Raw genomic sequence first — 17874 nt, 5'->3', positions numbered from 1 at the left:
TGTCGCCTCCTTTCAGTATGACACGACTTTCAATCCTATCAAGGATGCAATGAGCGTGAAGAGGAAGAAAAGCCGGATGGGAGTGGCAGGTTCCTTGAAAACGAATATCCCAATCAAAACCGTACCAACCGCTCCGATTCCCGTCCAAATGGCGTACGCAGTTCCCAAAGGCAAAGTCTGTACCGCTTTGGCAAGCAAAGTCATGCTCAGTACGGTAGAGGCAAGGAAACCGCTTCCCCACAAATAAAATTCAACTCCTGATGCCGCTCTCGTTTTCCCTAAACAGAATGTGAGGCTCACCTCAAACAATCCTGCCAATAATAAGATTATCCAATTCATACCTATGATTTATTAAATTCGAGCGCAAAAATAAATAAGCAATCCCTAATAGCTTTTTGCATTTGGCAAAAACAGACTTTTCATTTGACAAAAAACATCTGTTTATTCTCGTTTCCGTATGCTATTTTATAATTTTGCACACTAACAACAGCAATGAACTATGGATATAAAGGAAATCATCAACCAAAGATATGCCATGCCGGACGCATCTTTGGACAGGTTGCAACAATGCCTGACGGAAGTCTCATATCCCAAAGGATTCCGAGTATTGGAATGCGGCAAGGTGGAGAAAGACATCTTTTTCATTAAACAAGGCATTGTCCGTGCCTATACTTCGGTGGATGGGAAAGAAATTACTTTTTGGGTCGGCAAAGAGGGAGCTACCCTTGTTTCTATGAAAGGCTATGTAAATGACGAGCCGGGATATGAAACAATGGAATTGATGGAAGATTCCGTCTTATATGTATTGAAAAGGAAAAAACTGAAAGAGTTGTTTTCGGAAGACTTGCACATCGCCAATTGGGGACGGCGTTATGCGGAGATGGAGCTGCTTGCCACTGAGGAACGGCTGATTTCTATGTTGTCCGCTATCGCTTCGGAACGGTATAAGGAGCTATTGGAGAAAGAACCAGATTTGTTACAGCGATTGCCGCTGGGAAGTATCGCCACCTATTTAGGCGTAACGCAGGCAAGTCTGAGCCGGATTAGGGCAAAAATCACACGGCCGTAATACTGGTCGATAAACTCCGGGAACGAACCTGCTGTAAATTGGAACTTTTTTCCAACTGCTGGGGATGAAATACATATTTGTCCACAATAACCACGAACAAATTCTGCTTGAACGGGAAATAATACACCAATCCGGCTTTTGACAGGCCGCAGGCTTTGACTATTTCCATCTGGGTTGCTTTCTCATAATTCATTTTGGTGAATACCTGTAAGGGCTTTTCCAATGCTTCTTCCCTGTTTGTAAAGGTACGCATCCATTTTTGTGTCAGTTACGAAGATACGGATTTTCTCTTTTCAAACATTTGTATTCCAGTGTTTTTTATTGTCATAAAATACCACGGATGAATGTCTTGTAATACATTTCTTCATTGAAAAAAGTACGGGCGACCGCTTCGCTTCATGCAAAGGCAGTCGCCCGTGGTCATTACCGGACAATGCGGAACTACAGCTTCATGCCCCTCGGTTCCGTCAGCCCCGGTCTTCCGACAACCAGATGGCTGCGCACGAAGTCCGCGTGCGGGCTTTCCGGCTGCTGTTCCGTCTGTTTCTTTTCGTTGCTTTGCCGGTTCTCTTCCGAGTTTTCTGGCGTCGGCGGAGCCAGCTCCAGCTGTATCTTGCGGTCCAGTGCGGCGAGTTCGGACTTCAGCTGTTTCAGCTCGTCCTCCTCCTTCTTCCATGTCTTTCCGGCTATCTCCTGCAACTGCGGGATTTCCCGCTCCAGCACTTCGTTCTTCTTCCTGTACTGGTCGATGATACCCGGTATCCTCTCCAGTGCGTTCAGAAAATTCATGGCGGCGGCGTGTGTGTCAGCCATCGCCAGATGTCCGTTATTGTAGCTGTACCTGTAGTTGCCCGCTACCACAAATCGGTTGTCGCAGAACTCCAGCCCGTCTTTGAGTGTTCTTTCGCTGACCACCTCGATGGGGAAGCCGTACAGTTCGCCTACGCGCTTGTACTGTCCGCCCGTCGTGGCATTCCTGGCTATCTCCTGCAGGCGCTTGCCGATTGTCTTCTCGTCGGTGGAATCCAGCCCGTCAATCCTGAGCAGGTTCAGCCTGTTGCCTTCCTGGTCTGTCTGTGCGGCAGCCGTGAATTTCTCCCAGTCCTCCGTCATAGCGGCTATGGTGGCCTGGTTGTTCCTCAGTTTCCAGATACGGCATAAGGCCAGTTGCGGTTCGGTATTGTAAGTCTCTGTAAACTCTTTATATTTCTGAGATATTCCCTTCTTTACTTCAGATGTGTCGCTTATGATTACTCCGGTTTTACAGTTGTCGCACCACCCATACTGAAAAGAGTCATCTGTATAGTGGTCAAAGTCCTTTGTATTGGGATTTATCATCGCTTCACAGGTTACGTTTGTACTTCCGCATTTGCAGCATATAACATTATCTTCTTTTATATGGAAGATGTTTGTTATGGATTCCAGAATATCGTTAAGCCATACCGGATTGGCCAGAGCCGCCTCATGGCGGCTTGTTACCTTATAATTTTCTCCGGTTATCTTATCATGGACTTCAAGTGTGATTCCTTCTCCGACAGCAGTTACCTTGTGTACGGAACATTCGCACGGATCACCTATCTTGTCAAACCAGATTACGTAAACCGGATTGTCATTGTCTGTCAGTATTACTTCGGAAACCGAGTTTACCTGCATCAGTGCAAGTATCCTGCCGATGATTTCATCGCACAGGTTTTCAATTTTTTTTTGGAAAATATTCATATTCAGATAAGATTTAGATGTTGGACTTCTTTTTTGTATTTCTCCAGTGAAGGCTTGTATCCCTGTTCATGGATAACGTCCTTCAGCTCTTTCAGGGTATATGTCCGGGCTACGTCCAGTCCGTAGTCTTCCGCAAAGGCTTCTATTCCGATCAGACAATACCCCATATTACGGTGTACCGTTTCAGCATTGATTTCTATAGAGTCATCAGTACCTTTGGGGAGTACAGCCTGTTCCTTCAACTGACGGATCTTGTATTGCAGGCCGGAAGCGAGCCTTTCCATGTTCCTGTCATGGTAGGTCAGTCCGTCCTTGCGGATACAGTATTCCACTGTCTGTCCCATGAAAGAGTTGCGGAATATTTCGCAACCCAGTATGGTACGGATATGTTCCACCTCATAATACCGCATGGCCTGTACATCCTTCAAATCCTTTTGAATCTTCGGAATCCGGAATTGCGGGTCGTTGTCACATATTGTCTTTTCCAGCCATGTCCGGTGGAATGTGGTAATTTGTTTTCTGAACACTGTTTCGGCAGGCATATATCGGTTGGGATGGCGTGTCATGATGAGATAGTATTCACTTTCATGCCATCCGCGTTTACATTTTTGTAAGGCGATGTAAGCGAGTCCTATACGGCAGTATCGGCGGCTGTCATCACGGTCTCTGATATGCTCGAAATCCGTTTCACATCCATAGAATTCGGCTGGAAGTCCTGTATATTTCTGGAACTCCATGACACGCTCCTTGAAATGACGGATATTATCCTGGTCTTTTTGACATAACAGCCTGGACATTTCAGGTGTGATGAATTCCATCCGCAGATAATGGAAGTATTGCGGCTTCTCCTTGAGAACCTTCCCGGCAAGTTTTCTGGTCTGTAGTTTTTTCGGCAGTTGAGGAAACCAATACATGCTGTTTCCGTGTTCGGTGAAATATTCCACAAGTTCCCTGTTCCAGCGTTCCGATGGAATATCCGGATAGAACGAATCCCTTCTGGCCAGTGCCATACAAACCTCTTTCGTCATCAGGTTCGGTTCAAGAATGAAGTTGTAACTGTTGATTTCTCTTTTTACTTCAAGTGTATGAATAAGTCTTTCCGGTGTCCGGAACCGTCTGGGAAGTTTGTTAAACAGGTTAGGTTCCAGCTCCATTGCTTTGTCAGCCATGGCATCATCCGCATGTTTGGAGAACCACTCGTAATGTCCGTATGAATCGAAAATGCCATGCAGGTTGCCTGTCTTGTGACAGATGGCCTTCCATACGGTGTCATAGTCAAGCCAGCGTGTATCCACTTCCTTGATACAGCGTATGGCCCATTCCTTGTAGTATGCTGCCTGTTTGAAACATTTAGGCATCATTTTGTCGATAGTCATGGTTGCGATACGTCCGTCATGGATCAGTTCTTTCCAAAGTCTGAAATCCTTGGCTTGTCGCGGAACGAAAGAAAGCATGACGCTTGTTTCATATAAGAACTGCTGTTCATACCTCTCTGAACAGTACCGGTAACCTCCGTTTTGCTGTACGTCACGGTAAAGGGAGTATATTGCATCACGGACTGTTCCGTTGTTCCATGAGGATGAAGGTATCAGATGCAGGTAGTACATGAAATTCCTGTGTGCGAACAGCGATTCAAGTATGTCACTGTTCCTGTATTTTTCCGGTATGTCAGGAAAATTACTCTTTTCGGCCTTTATTGCCCTTAGACAAATCTGGCGGTTACGTTTTTCTTCAGGTATCTTCGAAAGCTGCCAGGAACGCCATCCGTAATCATCTGTTTTGAAGATACTGTCAAGTATTTCAGAAGTAATATATTTCTCCGGCAGATAGTTGACCAGTTCCGGACGGTGTTCGGCTGCGGCCAGTTCAACCATTTCCATTGTGATGAATTTGTCCGGCATACATGATATAGCCTTTGTCATATTGATTTCTTTCATGATTCCAGTTTTTTAGGTTTGATGACTTTTATAAGTTGTGTTTTGCGGAATACATATACCGTTTTCCCTTTTTCACTGACTCTTTTGGGAAGGCTTTTCCAGGTATCCCATCCGTTGACAATTTCCGGAGTGAATTCCAGTTTTCCCGTTTCGCCGATTACGGCAAAGGAAAGTCCTTTGTCCAGAGGGGAAGGCGTATGGTCCTTGTCGGGAACAAAGACAGAAAATTCAGGATTGCTGATTTCATAGATTTTTCCTTCATAGCCCAGAAACCATCTGCCATTTTCATACAGGTAAGTCCAGTCACCGAGCAGGAAGAACTTTTCCTTGCCGGATATTTCCTTTGCTTCGTGAATGGGATTCCCATTATTCAAAGGCCAACAGCTTGTCTTGTTTTCATTTGATGAGAGGCTGCCTCCCAGATGGAGCAGGTTTCCCAAAGCGAGCAGTTTTCTCACCCTGTCTTCCGTACGGTAGAATGTCCTGAGTATTCTTCCGCAGTTTTCAAAATCCCCTTTTTCAAAAACGGTGATGTACCGTATTCCTTCCGGCAGGGACATTCCGATGTAAGTGTTTTCATCATTTGTCATAGTCGTATATTTTTATATGATTGTTTATGAATGGGATTCTTTGTCATTCCAAGTCTCTTGCGCGGACTGGATTATAGGGACAGGACTGTACCAGGTAATTGGTATTTCTGCCCTGAGTCTGACTGTGCTGTCTGAAACATTCGATGTCATCTTCCTCCAGTTTCAGTTTTCTTCTGTTCTTTTGCAGGAAGTCTGCTGCCTTTTCTATGGAAGAGAAGACCGCCTTTGGCTCGAATGAACTGTATTCGTGCCATGCGTTGCAGCTGAAAAGGATATACATTTCAGCCTTTATTCTGTTACTTGCTGCCATATCTTATCTGATTATTACGGTTGATAAACGACAAAGCCCGATTCCGCTGGTGACGGAACCGGGCCTGTCGTATTTCGGTTTCAGGTTCTAATTCTGGTTATATGAAAGCAGGAAATCGGCCATTGCTCCGTTCTGTGGAATCATGGCAGGAAAATCAGTCTTTCCAGGCTTGTAGATTTCTGTCGCTACATTATATGAGTAGTAAATCATTATGTGAAGTATTTATTTGTACATTTATTAAATATGCTGATAACTAACTTCTTGACCCTTTAAGACAAACAGATTACTATACATAATATTTAGAATGATTTTAGCCACTGCAAAAGATCCTTATCTTTTTCCCATAAGGGTTCAACATCAGGAGCTACATTTTTATAAGCTTTTTGTATTGCTTCACGTTTTTGCTTGGAGTCCGCACGAGCATAGACCTCCGTCGTTTGAATCGAAACATGTCCCAATATATCACGTATATAAACTAGATTTACACCCGCTTGTAAGAGATGCATAGCTTTAGAGTGTCGCAAAGAATGACAACTGACAATTTCAGGTATTATATCAGGATTAACTTTTCTGGCCATTGTCACGTATTTTTTAAGAATGTATGTAATTCCTCCTCTGGTTAGTTTCTCCTTTCGATTATTCATAAATAAGGGATAAGGTCTCCAGGTTTTCTCCGTCAGCCGATTTTCTTTCATGTATACAGATAAAACGTTCAATTGGCTCTCAGTCATTGGAACTGTTCTAATTTTATTTCCTTTTCCACATACATTGATATAAAACGGTTTATCCAAATGAACATCTTCTACCTTCAGATCAGCCATCTCTTGCACTCGGGCTCCAATATCATACATTAAAGATAGTAAGGCCAAGTCTCGTCGCCCATTTATACTGTGTTTATTTGGCATGGAGAGAAGGAGCGATATTCCTTCAATAGTCAAATAATTGATTTTTCCTTTTGTATGCTTTTTATTTCTTATACTCAGAATACGTTGAAATTCATATAGGTTATCAGGGTACTGGTATTGTACGTACTTTATGAAAGAATGTATTGCAGCGAGCCTGTTGTTCCTTGTCTGAATGCTGCATTTTCTTTCTTTTTCCAACCAGTCAAGAAATTCAATCACCATATTTTGGGTGATCATGGGAAAATCAAATCTGTCAATTTTTATATTCTTATGTTCTGATATGTACGAGATGAATTGAACAAAAGTATCACGATAGGATTTTATTGTATTATGACTGAATCCACGTTCATTAACCATGTATACTGTCAGAAATTCGGATAAATATTTTGCAAAATTTGTTGTTTTCATACTATTTATTATTCTGTTTTATTGTCATCAATGGAAGGAAAAACATCTGTATATATTGTATCAATAGTATATACAAGATCTGGATACATTTCTTTGGTAAGACGGACATATTTATTCGTGGCTTCTAAGGATTGATGTCCCAAATAAGTTGAAAGAATCGGCAATGAACAGTAAATATCCATTCCGTTTTCCAGCATATGAACTAAAGATCTGACAGCAAATGTATGCCTAAAATCATGTACTCTTGGTCCATAATGATTCCCTTTGAATGGTATTCCCGCTTTGTGTAATATCCTTTTAAAACAGACATATATATCGCCTGGTTCAAGACTTCGACCCCGTGCAGAAAGGAAGAAGTGAGATGTTGAGGGACTGGGGTTTAGCCTTACCCGGTGTATACGATATTGGGTTAGAATAGTTGCTAAAGAATCCGAAAACGGAACGAGACGCTCTTTCCCATTCTTTGAGTCTCTAATTATAAGCATTTTATTTTGCAAATTGACATCCGTATCCAAAAGTCCAAGGGCTTCTCCTATTCTCAGTCCTGTACATAATAAAAAGCGTAACAAGGCAGGCATTACAAACATAACAGAATCTCTTCTTATGGGCATACATACTTGATTATCACATACAGAGAAAATCTGTTCTAGTTCTTTCGAGCTGTAAATATGTGGGATAAAGTATGTTTTATAAGGAGGAACATGACATATTGAACAAGGTCTATCTTGTTGTCTTAAGTACAAAGCAAACTGATTGAATACAACACTTCTTTTATAGCGGTAGCTTTCGGTTTCATTAGGTCTCTTTACCGCCCATGCCCGAGCTAACTCAATCCCGAGTGAAGTTTCCGTTTCACCACGTTCAATTGTCAGTTTGTCAAATAGTACAAGCATTTTCTCGGCTGTTACATACTTGAACCCACATTGGCGTTTGAACTGTACAAACTCTTCCAGTAGGTTCTTATAGACCCCATTAAATCTTATTTTCCTCATGATGTTACCATTTAAACTGTTCATAAAATGAATTTTTTAATTCTGGAGCATCCAATGCGCAAAGTTTTAAAGATGTTGTATCAATACGTAAATAGAACATTGTTGATCCGCTATTAGTATGTCCCAATACCTCTGAGATTACAGGCATTGTAGTTAAACTTTCCAACATTCTGGATGATAACGAATGACGCAAGGCATGTGGCCCATGTTTCCTGTCTAGAATGCTAATTCCAGCTCGTTTGAAAGCCTTCATTGTTATCCGATATATTCTGAGTGGCTTAAGAGGCTCATAAGGAGGTATGCTAGTTAGAATTATGAATGGAGAATCGGACTCGGGACGACCATATTTCAAATAGTCAATTATGGCATTTCCAATCTCCGGAAGCAAGGGTAGTTCAACTGGATGTCCTGTTTTGACTTGTATAAGTCTTATAATATTCTCTTCCCAAAAGATATTGGAAAATTTAAGATTACGTATATCGGAACTTCTTAACGCCAATCTTGCAGCCAACAGTAAACATAAATAATTCCTTTTGCCGACTGGATTGCCTCTGTCTATTGTATTTAGAACTTTTGTTATTTCTTCTGTTGAGTATACAGAAGGTAGTTGGGGTTGTTGGACAAACTTGGGTGAAGGTATGTTTATCGTAATATCTGTTTCCATTAATTTATTATGGAACAACCATTTTAGAAAAACTTTTGTATAATAGACACTTTGATAGAGCATGCTTTTATACTCACTGTCTAACTGATTTATATATTGTATTACATGTTCCTTTTTAAGTTCATACACATGTCTGACATCTTGAGAATTTAGATAATCTAAAAATCTTGAAAGATTGGTTTTGTAAATTCTAATCGTAGTTTGACTTACATGTTGAGTTTCTTTCTCAGAAATAAGATCCAGCATTTTTGCACCAATAGGTCCTGAGAAATCGAATGTTTGACATCGTTCTTTAAGTTTACCATTAAGAGCGAATTCCTTCAATATTTTGAACGAATTCAAAGCCGACCGTAGATCAGTCGCTGATAGAGTTACAGATAGGAGGTATTGACTTATCAATTTTCTAACAGAATTTATGGATTGAAAATCAACGCTCAAACCTTCTTTCTGCGCATAATCATATAGGCGTTGCCAGTTCTTATTATGCGATTTTAGTGTTTTGGATGTGGAACCTCGTTCCTCCAGATAGCTGGAGAGTTGTTCAGTAATCTTCCATCCTTGAATTTTAATATTTTTATTCATATCTGCTCTTATTGGGGGATGTTATCCCAATATAGAGCTAAAATACAAAATAGTTATGTACAGTAATTTTTCTACATGCCCTTTTTATTATCTGATTATCATTATGTTATAATAATTTCAAAGATGGTACTTCACATAATGATTTACTACTCATATAGCGTATTATGTACAGCTGTACATAATACATTGTAGACATCCCACGCTGTAATGCGTGGCTGTTCAAGTGAGAGTTTGAGCAGTTCTTCCGTAAACACGGAAATCTGTCCCTGGTTGAGCGGATAGGTGTCCACCTGTGATGCCAGTCTTTTGTCTGCACTGTCATGGGATACACGCAGAGCCGTCAGCATACCGATGATCATGTACAATTCACCGGGTGTCAACACCTTTTCCTTGAGCCTTTGGATTCGGCTTCTGTCCGCATCCATGTCACGCTCAAAATTGCGCATCCAGTCATCCACCTTCCCGAACAGTTCCTCGGTAGTCACCTTGTCCTTACCGTAGTTGGCAACGCTTCGTTCGGGTGAAAGGATACACTGATTGTGGCAGATACGTACGCAGGGACCTATTGCCGCCTGGATACCGTCCTGATGGTAGGCTACCACGAGTGTGGTTGTCAGTTCGTCGGTATCCCCGTTCAGAATACGGATGGTTGTGAATATTCTGCGCAGTACATGTGCTTCTACCGCCTTCTCTCCATAGGTCTGTTCCACCTGCGGCAAGATGACCACTCCGGGCTGTGTCCGGTTCTTGTTCTGGGCGGCGAAGATTTCCTCCACCTCGTAGTTCAGGTTGTGACGGCGGCAGATGTCCGTCATGCGCTGGATGACCTGGTAGTGGTAGATTCCCCTTACCGGATTGCCGTAGATGTCGTTCTCCTTGTAGGTACGCTGGAGTGTTTCAAGGTCCATTACTTCGATTCCGTTGTTCTGGAAATCAAACTGTCTCTGATTGTTCAATGTTGCTAAAGCTTCCATAATTATATTTTTTAAATGGTTGGTAATTATTTGTCCAATAGGTTGATGATACGGACTGCCTCTTTGAAGCGTCCGATATTTTCCGGAAGAGGATTCCTGTATTCCTCTTCCTTCATGCGTCTTATAGAAGGTATTCCCGTCAAGGGCAGAGCCTGGTTGACTTTCCATCCGTCGGTGAATGCCTTCGGCTGGAGACTGTCATGACAGATCACTTCCCCGACACATCCGTGGACGAGCATGTTGCATACGGTCATCATGCAGCAGGTCCGGCTGATGTCTTCTCCGACCAGATAGTTCCCCGGATTGTGCGCATGGTATGCCAGCAGGAGTCTTCCGCTGCCGCATGTGGGGTCTCCCATCCTCTGTCCGGTCTCTTTTTTACCTGCCGCGCACATGACCATGAGTTCACAGATATGTGACGGCGTGAAGAACTGTCCGTTTGCCTGCTGTCCCGGTTTTGAGCAGTAAGCCATGTGGAGTTCACCGAAAGCGTCGAACCAGCCCGACCTGCCGATTTGTTTCTGCATGATACGTGTCCATTCGGCTGTCATTTCCATGAACGAGGCGTTTTGCTGACGCTTGTATTTCCAGTTGCTTATTGGCGGTGCTCCAGGAGAGAAGCCGTGGATGATGAAACGCAGCAGGTCGTTGAATACGGTCTGTATTTCATAGCCGCATGAGGAGGCAAAGCCTGTGATGAGCCTGTCGAGCGGCCTGATTTCGTTGGAGATTTCATATCGTGCCATATTCCTTAATTTTATAATTGGTTATATACTGTCGTTGATTCTGTATACTGTTACGGTATGGTTTTCATTGTCCGTGTGGATTCTGACGGGACCGTATCCCATAAATTTCATGCGGATTTGTCCGTGCTGTCCCATACCGTTCCACTGCTCACGTGATATTTCCTTAATATCCATGCGGTATCCCCAAAGTACAAGAGAGTCAGGCAGGATTCCCTTGTAGAGTCTGCCTTTCAGGATTGCGGCCAGCTCGTCCAGCTCGCTCCGGCTGTACAGCGTGAATGAATCGCTGCGGAAGGTGTATTCGCCTGTCCTTTCCCTGTCCCGGTGTTTCATGATATGATAGCGGAACCAGTTACGGGTGGTGTAACCGTCATACAACGGATTCGGTTCTCTGTATTCCCATTTCCTGACCGGAGCATCGAACCTGAGACTGCCCGTATTGCTGCGCTTCCCGAATCCCCATGTCCTGAATATGCGGATTTCAGTACCTGCGGGTTTCATGTTCCGGATATTGACCTGCGTCCAGGGACTTCCGGTGGTATCATAGGCGGCTTTTCCCATGTCATCGAAACAGAATACCGTTTCCGGTATCAGGCATATATCCGCATATTTTCCTGTTATCCGTTCTATATGAGCTTTTCCGAAATAGTCACCAGAACGTGAGACAAATTCCACGCAGTCTCCTTCTGTCGGGCACATCTGCCTGTTTCGGACATTCTCCATCAGTTCCAGCATACGGTTCACTTTCCGTACTTCCTTTTCTGTAATGGGATATCCGAAGTCACCGTTTGCCAGTTCAAGACTGTCAAGGTCATATCGTATCTTTGTATTCATCCTGTTCTCCTCCTGTTTTGTGTATAGCGTTCAACCTGTCGGGTGATCATATCACAGAATTTCTGGCCGTTTTCTTCCTCACCCCTGAAATAGGCGGCCATCATCAGCAGGTTCCTGTTGTAATAATGCACCCATTTGTCATGGAAATGTGCGCCGGGAACCTGTCCGAATGTTTCCTGAAACAGTTCCAGGGTCAGATCCTCGTCCTGTCTTCTGTTGTATTCCCATATTGCCAGAAGCAGTATGTCATTGTAATTCAGTCTCATATTGCGTTGGTATTTGAAATGGCCATTATGATGTTGCAGCAACCTGTCTTCCTGATATTCTCCTTCAGCTTTCCGTTGTTTACCAGTCTGTCGTATGCCTCATGCACGAACCTGTATGCCGGTGAATCATATCCGATACCGTGCAGATGTGATGTCGTCGCCACATTTATCCGTGATGCCATCATGGAAAGGATGTCTTCTTTCCCTGCCCGGCGGTTATTGAAGGCATCCAGTATATTCCTGTGGATGCACGTTCCGTATCTGGCACGGTAATATTCCATTTCTTCTTCATCGGTGAAGGAATACACCTCTTCCGCTATCGTATCCTTTACGAGACGGAATGTACGGCCTCCTTTTTTCAGTATGGCTGTAATCTGTGGAATATGCAGTGTTTCACAGTAGCCGCTTATTTCCATCGGATGCACGTACAGGCGTGTCTTTCCTTTTACAAGATACATGGCCTGTGATGTACAGCCTGTTCTGTCCGTGTCGAATCCCTCTCCATGAAATTTCTCTTTTATTTCCTTGTAGAATGCGTCCGTTTTCTCATGGGAAAGACCTTTTCCCCATTCATATCCGCTTTCCAGACTGAAAAGCAGATGGAAGAGGGTTGTCCGCCCGGTCTTGCTTTCCCAGTAGCCGTAAAGGTCGGCCGTGCCGGATTTAGGTCCGAACCTGTATCCGTCCGGAGTATAGCTTTCCATCACTTCCAGGAGTGAGTTCATGAAATTTTCCGATTCTTCCGAATTCCACCATTCTGACGTATCGTCATCCATGGCATAAGCCGGTATATGGTTCATAACCTGCAGGTATTCCGGAGTTTCTTTCAGAATGTCCAGCATCCTTGTGACGGCTTCCTTCCTTTGTCTGATGGAGAACAGTTCTGTTCCGGTATCCGCGTGAAGCCTGTTCTGTGTCTTCTGGTCTGTAATCATGACTTCTGATATTTATTGTTATACATTGTCTGCCTGTAAGGTACAGGCATTCTTATTTCTTGTTGTCCCTGTTGTCTGTTTGCCCGCATCCCTGCAAGGCTTGGCGGAAAAAAATACCGGAGCGAAGCGAGGATGATTTTTTTCCAGACAACCAGCCCGGCAGGGCCGCCTTGCGGGAGTTGCGCGGCAAACAGCTATTTTTGCAGCAAGAAATGAGGATGCTGTCATCATGTCTGCGGCATAAAAAAAGGGAACCCCATATTGCATGAGGCTCCCCAATACAGACTGTCGCATATATGTCAGGTATGTATGCTCCATCCGTGGAAACGTTCCATGGTGACGGCAAAGGACTCGTCCGGATTTCCATGATACAGCAGTCCTCCGACAATGCCTGTATTTCCGTCCGGATAACGTTCGCAGAATCCGAACGAATACGGCGCATGGTCGTAATAGAGTTCGATTTCGCATGGACGGTTCTCGTTCTTCTCCCATTGTTTTAGACGTTCAAGACAGTTTTCCAGTGTCTTGTCATTGATTGATTTTGCATACTGTACGACCTTGTCGTAATGCTCTTGTGAACAGCAGATTTTCATATCGTTTGAATTTATTGGTTGGTAAATGTTTTTTCAGTCAATCCAGAAAGTACCGCAATGAGGGCACCTGCATCCGGCAGGATATTCATTCGAATACCGCACGTCACGGTGACGTTTGTAGTTCATGTCACCGAAGGTGCATTTCCCGTCTCGGAATGTCTGCTCATAAGCGGCTTCCTGTTTCTTGTATTCAGCCATCCGGCTTTTTCGGACAGATCCGGTAAAAGGTATCATGCCCGTTTCCCATTTTGTGGAATCACACCAGTCATTGGTCATGCCGCAGACTTCATTGGCATAGGAATAGTGTACCTGTGAATCGACAAACAGGTTCTCTCTTCGGAAAGGGAAAGTGATATCCAGCGGAATCCGTACATGATGTCCGGAACCGTTCCGGCTGTCGGCAATGGCCACCACTACATTCCCGTGGAAACGGATGCTTTTGAAATCGTTCTCAGGGTCTTTGCTGATGAGCCTGTCAAACATGGCGTTGAAGTAGATGCGCAGTTCTCCGCCGTATGTGGCATTCTCTACCAGTTCTTCAATCTTCTCGTCAAACTGCCCCTTTTTCAGATGCAGTGCGCGGCGTACCTTATGGCAGGCCATGGCGACTGATTCTCCCCGCAGTGAACAACCGGTCAGATATCCGCTGATTTCCACTCCAAGCGAATAGAAGAAATTACTGACGGACGAGTTGCGTATCAGGTCCTTTACCGGGTCGGAATCGTTCCGGTCGTAGATAAGTTCCCTGATTTCATCTTCATGCTCTTCAAACTCTCCGGCTAAATTGTCCGCTTCCATGTTCTTTCTTGTCTCCTCCAGATAGTCGTGCATGTTTGAGCTTTCCTGTTCCTCATACCATTCGTATGCCTTTTCATAGAGTTTTTCCATATTGTTGGAACGGATGCATTCCTCCTGGATGTCTTCATGCTCATCAAGGTCATCCCGGTAGTCCACGTAGTAGAGGCTTACATACTGTGGAATATAGTCTGTAAGTTGTAATGTCTGGTTCATGATTCCTGATTTTAAGAGTTATACAAACGAAAAAGCCCTGCTTGTCGTGCAGGGCCTGATTCTTGTGGAACTGAAACCTTTGGAATGTCTGTTTGTATGGTATCTCCATGTCTCAAGCAGATAATCCTTGGTTCCCTTGATACTTCCGTGTACCATACATCCTTTTTCATCATACAGGTAGCAGGTGTTAAGGAGAACCGGTATGCCGTCATGCACCTTGTACATGTGCAGCTCAATATCATTCTTTATGGCGGCAGACTTTTCCTTTTCCACTTTTCTGTGTATGGCTTTTCTGACCTCGCCGATATGGGGTGAGGTATAGCCGATTATTTCCGAATGGAATGCAAACTGATATTTTTCCATAACACTTTATTCGTATTAAAATTCTGATATAAGTTCATCTTCATATACCTCCAGTTCAAGACCGCTCTCGACAATCCTGACCAGCCAGCGGCATTCCAGTCTTTCCATCAGTTCGACGGCACGGTATCCCTTATAGGGACGTCTCAGAAATACAATGTCTCCGGTTTTCATATTTGTTCCTCCTTTTTATTGTGCGTAGATTGTTTCTATCAGTTCTGCATCCGTAAGATAGCGCAGTTCCTGTGTGGAGCAGAACAGGCAGATGCCATCCAGCAGTTCATTTGCCGCAGCATCCAGGTTCCGTACTCCTTCGATCAGAGATTCTTCCAGTTCCTTGCTTGAAACAAGATATATTCCGTGAATGTCTTGAACAGTTCTCAAAGGGAAACGTCTTTCCTGATAGATGATGTCCTTTATCATGTCATCCTGTGGTGGCAGTTTGGCGCTGATTGTCTTGAACTGTTCGGGTGCGAGTTCCTTCAACCTGTCAGGATTGAAGCGGAACATTCTGAATCCCTGATATTCAAATCCGGCAGGCTCCGCTATTCTGTTACTGGTCAGGAAATCATGTACGTGTCTGTTGCAGTCCCGGCTGTCCACATAAGCATGGAACGGGGGAAGGGAATTGAGGTTGACGGTGATGTCCGTGTAGGATTCCCAGCATTCCGGATTCTCCTTAGACCGGGATTCAAGTCCTACATACAGATTGTCATTGTCGATATAACTGTTAAGGACGAGTCTGACCTCAATGCGCTCAGCCGGATCTGTGGCTGTTTTCCAGTATAGAGTGTTTGATTTGTTCATACTTGTATTGTTTTTATGAGGGAATACGGCAGTCATTCTACCGCATTCCCCCGAATGTTATGATTTGATATTTATTTGTTCCTGTGCCGATTCCTTTTTCACGGTCCTCAGTCTTTTAAGGAGATACAGGAAATATTCACGGTCATAGATCCGGAAAAGAAATTCCTCTGATGTCTCCTTGATGTGTCCGATGAAAGTTGCGGATTCCCTGCCGGGAGGATATTGAAAGAAATGTCCGTCGGAAACAAGGGTGAGCTTCTTTCCTGATACATGGTCTATCAGTTCGTCCGGAGTTTCGTAATGTCCTTTTCCTTTATAGAACTGATAATGGTTCCGGCGAAGACTTTTCAGGGTATTCGCCATGTCCGTCCTTGCTTGTCTGGAATCTGATTGGATGACAAGGTTGCAGATGAATACGGACTGTTTTCCGTCCAGTGAAAAATAATAGGGAATGAGTCTGGTTCCGCTGATTGTTTTGCTTGTTTCCTCTTTTGAAATCACGGCTTTCCGGTTGATGATTTCCATGTGACGGTCTATCTGATTGTCCAGTTCGGATTGCGGAGTAAGTACGGAGCGCAGGCCCTTGAAATATCTTCCTTGACGGGTAAAGCAGAAAGAGTACATATTTCCGTAATACGGTTCTCCCACAAAGAACGAGTTTTGTCTCATGCGCAAGGGTGGCAGTACATCCAGCAGCTCATAGTAGTCTTCTTCGGTGATTTCCTTGAACGGTTCGGACAGGGACTGATTGTATAGCCGCAGCTTCTTGTCTATATCAGAAGGTGTTACTGCTTTCAGATAGGGATTGTTTTCCCGTATGCGCAGTTCTTCGATTGTTTCCCCACCATAGTCATTATGGAATCCGTCACTCATACTTGTCAGGCATGTTCCGTCGAAGTAGCGGGAATCGATTACATATTTCAATCGGTCTTTCATGTCTTATAGGTTTTGAAGGTTCAACACTCTTTTGACTGCATATACGGCATTCTGTGTAAGTTGCCGTTGCCATGCCTGGTATCTCGGCGACCATTTGAAACCGTATGATTTCAGCTCCCTGCGCCTCTGGTCATCCGGAATACTGTCAAATAGGATTTGCAGGCGGTCTGCCTCATAGTTCCATACCAGCGTTCCGCCTTCAAATTTCAGTTCACGGTTTTCCCGTTCTCTGATTTCCTGAAGTTTCAGTCTGGCCTGGCGTGCCATTTCCGGCAGTTGGAAGAAACGGTTCCGCGGAGTGATAACCGGTTTTTTGCATTGCGCATTGAAGTCTGTAATGAAGTCCACCGCTTTCTGTACGATTTCCACTTCTCCTTTTCCTGCATAGGTGCTTACCTTATTAAGGATACTGCTGACAAACAAGGCACGGCTGTATCCTCTTGCTTTACCGGTATCAATATCATGAATGGTCTGTGCGCTGCTTGCAATGTCACGCTTTAGGCGGTTCCATGCCTCTTCCTGCTTCTGTTCTTCCGGTTTGGCAGCCTCTTTCATCCTTTCCATGGCAGCCTTGAAGCGGTTACGCCAGTCATGAAATTCATCAAATCTGTTCTGGTATGCATCTAAGGCCTTGTTGTTGCGCTGGCAGTTGAATTTGGCAGGCCCTGTCACCATTGGACTGGCACATCGTGAGAGACTGCCCAGCAAGGCGGAGAACTTGCTATGGTATGCACTGACATACTCGTTCTGCTTTTCTTCCGGAATCAGTTTCAGATCCTCTACAAGTTGTTTTTCATATTGCATGATGTCTGTTTCCGCCCTTGCTTCAGGTTCGAAGGAACTCCATCTGTACGCGTTGTATGCAGCATCAAGCAGATCCTCCAGATAGCCGGGATACAGGAATTCCACAGCTTCCCATTTTTCAAATTCAGACGGGTGCAATTCTGTTTCCCCGTCTGCCGTTTCGATGGTGTGTACATAGGAGCCCATTCCCGTACAGCGCTTACGGAAATGAAAAAGGACGGCTTCGTCATCCGTCCCTTGTTCTCTGATTTTCTTCACTCGGTAAGCATTCTTTCTTGTCAACGTGATAACCGTCTGTTTTCCGGTCTTGTCCTTCATGAGGTCTGCTACTGTACCTTCACATACCTTCTTTCCAACTTCTTCAGTCATATTCTTTTATTTAAATTAGACATGACCGGCTCCGTGGAGCCAGTATTTCAATTTCTTACTGGC

General features: G+C 44.1%; 19 protein-coding genes and 4 pseudogenes. 1 reads left to right on the top strand and 22 read right to left on the bottom strand.

Annotated features, from left to right (window positions below):
- Positions 1 to 12: 12 nt before the first annotated feature.
- Positions 13 to 339 (bottom strand): multidrug efflux SMR transporter, encoded by a 327-nt coding sequence (locus tag B5G04_RS12620; RefSeq protein ID WP_087397486.1) that lies wholly within the window; start codon positions 337 to 339, stop codon positions 13 to 15.
- A 160-nt stretch (positions 340 to 499) separates the two neighbouring features.
- Between B5G04_RS12620 and B5G04_RS12615 the strand changes: the two genes are divergently transcribed.
- Positions 500 to 1069, top strand: a complete 570-nt coding sequence (locus B5G04_RS12615) for a Crp/Fnr family transcriptional regulator (protein WP_087397484.1) — start codon at positions 500 to 502, stop codon at positions 1067 to 1069.
- Here B5G04_RS12615 and B5G04_RS12610 read toward each other — a convergent pair.
- From B5G04_RS12610 to B5G04_RS12515, 21 genes and pseudogenes are all read right to left on the bottom strand, one after another.
- Positions 1069 to 1322, bottom strand: a pseudogene (locus B5G04_RS12610) (TetR family transcriptional regulator); the annotation flags it as partial. The gene B5G04_RS12615 and the pseudogene B5G04_RS12610 sit on opposite strands and share 1 nt — an antisense overlap.
- A 188-nt stretch (positions 1323 to 1510) precedes the next feature.
- A pseudogene (locus B5G04_RS20240) lies at positions 1511 to 2215 on the bottom strand (DNA methylase); the annotation flags it as partial.
- Positions 2216 to 2790: 575 nt separating this feature from the next.
- On the bottom strand, positions 2791 to 4725 hold the full coding sequence (locus B5G04_RS12600) for a hypothetical protein (protein ID WP_087397480.1): 1935 nt from the start codon (positions 4723 to 4725) through the stop codon (positions 2791 to 2793).
- Positions 4722 to 5315 (bottom strand): hypothetical protein, encoded by a 594-nt coding sequence (locus B5G04_RS12595; protein WP_004326298.1) that lies wholly within the window; start codon positions 5313 to 5315, stop codon positions 4722 to 4724. The genes B5G04_RS12600 and B5G04_RS12595 overlap by 4 nt, the downstream gene beginning before the upstream one ends.
- Positions 5316 to 5358: 43 nt before the next feature.
- A complete protein-coding gene (locus B5G04_RS12590) occupies positions 5359 to 5625 on the bottom strand; it encodes a hypothetical protein (protein WP_022052945.1) in 267 nt (88 codons plus the stop codon).
- Between the two features lie 87 nt (positions 5626 to 5712).
- A pseudogene (locus tag B5G04_RS19375) lies at positions 5713 to 5820 on the bottom strand (DUF932 domain-containing protein); the annotation flags it as partial.
- Between the two features lie 104 nt (positions 5821 to 5924).
- Positions 5925 to 6938: a site-specific integrase gene (locus B5G04_RS12585; protein WP_087397479.1), complete on the bottom strand. Its 1014-nt coding sequence runs from the start codon at positions 6936 to 6938 to the stop codon at positions 5925 to 5927.
- An 8-nt stretch (positions 6939 to 6946) separates the two neighbouring features.
- Complete coding sequence (locus B5G04_RS12580) at positions 6947 to 7954, bottom strand: tyrosine-type recombinase/integrase (protein ID WP_087397477.1); 1008 nt, start codon at positions 7952 to 7954, stop codon at positions 6947 to 6949.
- Positions 7935 to 9176 carry a site-specific integrase gene (locus B5G04_RS12575; protein ID WP_087397475.1) on the bottom strand — a complete coding sequence of 414 codons (1242 nt, stop codon included), beginning with the start codon at positions 9174 to 9176 and terminating at the stop codon, positions 7935 to 7937. The genes B5G04_RS12580 and B5G04_RS12575 overlap by 20 nt, the downstream gene beginning before the upstream one ends.
- A 182-nt stretch (positions 9177 to 9358) precedes the next feature.
- A pseudogene (locus B5G04_RS12570) lies at positions 9359 to 10150 on the bottom strand (DUF932 domain-containing protein); the annotation flags it as partial.
- A gap of 26 nt (positions 10151 to 10176) precedes the next feature.
- Positions 10177 to 10896: an N-6 DNA methylase gene (locus B5G04_RS12565; RefSeq protein WP_087397473.1), complete on the bottom strand. Its 720-nt coding sequence runs from the start codon at positions 10894 to 10896 to the stop codon at positions 10177 to 10179.
- Between the two features lie 21 nt (positions 10897 to 10917).
- A complete protein-coding gene (locus B5G04_RS12560) occupies positions 10918 to 11730 on the bottom strand; it encodes a DUF4121 family protein (RefSeq protein ID WP_087397471.1) in 813 nt (270 codons plus the stop codon).
- Complete coding sequence (locus B5G04_RS12555) at positions 11727 to 11996, bottom strand: hypothetical protein (RefSeq protein ID WP_004326292.1); 270 nt, start codon at positions 11994 to 11996, stop codon at positions 11727 to 11729. The genes B5G04_RS12560 and B5G04_RS12555 overlap by 4 nt, the downstream gene beginning before the upstream one ends.
- A complete protein-coding gene (locus tag B5G04_RS12550) occupies positions 11993 to 12931 on the bottom strand; it encodes a hypothetical protein (RefSeq protein WP_087397469.1) in 939 nt (312 codons plus the stop codon). The genes B5G04_RS12555 and B5G04_RS12550 overlap by 4 nt, the downstream gene beginning before the upstream one ends.
- 299 nt (positions 12932 to 13230) lie before the next feature.
- Positions 13231 to 13524: a DUF4120 family protein gene (locus tag B5G04_RS12540; protein ID WP_004326290.1), complete on the bottom strand. Its 294-nt coding sequence runs from the start codon at positions 13522 to 13524 to the stop codon at positions 13231 to 13233.
- A gap of 33 nt (positions 13525 to 13557) precedes the next feature.
- Entirely contained in the window at positions 13558 to 14535 is a 978-nt protein-coding gene (locus B5G04_RS12535) for a hypothetical protein (protein WP_087397467.1), read from the bottom strand.
- Between the two features lie 18 nt (positions 14536 to 14553).
- Complete coding sequence (locus tag B5G04_RS12530) at positions 14554 to 14898, bottom strand: hypothetical protein (RefSeq protein ID WP_009121407.1); 345 nt, start codon at positions 14896 to 14898, stop codon at positions 14554 to 14556.
- Positions 14899 to 14913: 15 nt separating this feature from the next.
- On the bottom strand, positions 14914 to 15069 hold the full coding sequence (locus B5G04_RS20230) for a hypothetical protein (protein WP_004326287.1): 156 nt from the start codon (positions 15067 to 15069) through the stop codon (positions 14914 to 14916).
- A 15-nt stretch (positions 15070 to 15084) separates the two neighbouring features.
- Complete coding sequence (locus B5G04_RS12525) at positions 15085 to 15702, bottom strand: DUF4313 domain-containing protein (RefSeq protein WP_228680635.1); 618 nt, start codon at positions 15700 to 15702, stop codon at positions 15085 to 15087.
- 57 nt (positions 15703 to 15759) lie between these two features.
- Positions 15760 to 16638, bottom strand: a complete 879-nt coding sequence (locus B5G04_RS12520; protein ID WP_087397463.1) for a hypothetical protein — start codon at positions 16636 to 16638, stop codon at positions 15760 to 15762.
- Between the two features lie 3 nt (positions 16639 to 16641).
- On the bottom strand, positions 16642 to 17811 hold the full coding sequence (locus B5G04_RS12515) for a hypothetical protein (RefSeq protein ID WP_087397461.1): 1170 nt from the start codon (positions 17809 to 17811) through the stop codon (positions 16642 to 16644).
- Positions 17812 to 17874: the final 63 nt, after the last annotated feature.

It is taken from the genome of Bacteroides sp. An51A, from assembly GCF_002161565.1.
In the GTDB taxonomy this organism is placed as follows: Bacteria; Bacteroidota; Bacteroidia; order Bacteroidales; family Bacteroidaceae; genus Phocaeicola; species Phocaeicola intestinalis.
This window is presented reverse-complemented; position numbering and strand designations above follow the sequence as displayed.

Excerpts from the sequence above, each read along its gene's own strand:
- B5G04_RS12595 (WP_004326298.1), bottom strand. The coding sequence starts at position 5,315 with ATGACAAATGATGAAAACACTTACATCGGAATGTCCCTGCCGGAAGGA.
- B5G04_RS12585 (WP_087397479.1), bottom strand. The coding sequence starts at position 6,938 with ATGAAAACAACAAATTTTGCAAAATATTTATCCGAATTTCTGACAGTA.
- B5G04_RS12535 (WP_087397467.1), bottom strand. The coding sequence starts at position 14,535 with ATGAACCAGACATTACAACTTACAGACTATATTCCACAGTATGTAAGC.
- B5G04_RS12525 (WP_228680635.1), bottom strand. The coding sequence starts at position 15,702 with ATGAACAAATCAAACACTCTATACTGGAAAACAGCCACAGATCCGGCT.
- B5G04_RS12520 (WP_087397463.1), bottom strand. The coding sequence starts at position 16,638 with ATGAAAGACCGATTGAAATATGTAATCGATTCCCGCTACTTCGACGGA.
- B5G04_RS12550 (WP_087397469.1), bottom strand. The coding sequence starts at position 12,931 with ATGATTACAGACCAGAAGACACAGAACAGGCTTCACGCGGATACCGGA.
- B5G04_RS12590 (WP_022052945.1), bottom strand. The coding sequence starts at position 5,625 with ATGGCAGCAAGTAACAGAATAAAGGCTGAAATGTATATCCTTTTCAGC.
- B5G04_RS12530 (WP_009121407.1), bottom strand. The coding sequence starts at position 14,898 with ATGGAAAAATATCAGTTTGCATTCCATTCGGAAATAATCGGCTATACC.
- B5G04_RS12515 (WP_087397461.1), bottom strand. The coding sequence starts at position 17,811 with ATGACTGAAGAAGTTGGAAAGAAGGTATGTGAAGGTACAGTAGCAGAC.
- B5G04_RS12560 (WP_087397471.1), bottom strand. The coding sequence starts at position 11,730 with ATGAATACAAAGATACGATATGACCTTGACAGTCTTGAACTGGCAAAC.
- B5G04_RS12555 (WP_004326292.1), bottom strand. The coding sequence starts at position 11,996 with ATGAGACTGAATTACAATGACATACTGCTTCTGGCAATATGGGAATAC.
- B5G04_RS12615 (WP_087397484.1), top strand. The coding sequence starts at position 500 with ATGGATATAAAGGAAATCATCAACCAAAGATATGCCATGCCGGACGCA.
- B5G04_RS12540 (WP_004326290.1), bottom strand. The coding sequence starts at position 13,524 with ATGAAAATCTGCTGTTCACAAGAGCATTACGACAAGGTCGTACAGTAT.
- B5G04_RS20230 (WP_004326287.1), bottom strand. The coding sequence starts at position 15,069 with ATGAAAACCGGAGACATTGTATTTCTGAGACGTCCCTATAAGGGATAC.
- B5G04_RS12565 (WP_087397473.1), bottom strand. The coding sequence starts at position 10,896 with ATGGCACGATATGAAATCTCCAACGAAATCAGGCCGCTCGACAGGCTC.
- B5G04_RS12580 (WP_087397477.1), bottom strand. The coding sequence starts at position 7,954 with ATGAACAGTTTAAATGGTAACATCATGAGGAAAATAAGATTTAATGGG.
- B5G04_RS12620 (WP_087397486.1), bottom strand. The coding sequence starts at position 339 with ATGAATTGGATAATCTTATTATTGGCAGGATTGTTTGAGGTGAGCCTC.
- B5G04_RS12575 (WP_087397475.1), bottom strand. The coding sequence starts at position 9,176 with ATGAATAAAAATATTAAAATTCAAGGATGGAAGATTACTGAACAACTC.
- B5G04_RS12600 (WP_087397480.1), bottom strand. The coding sequence starts at position 4,725 with ATGAAAGAAATCAATATGACAAAGGCTATATCATGTATGCCGGACAAA.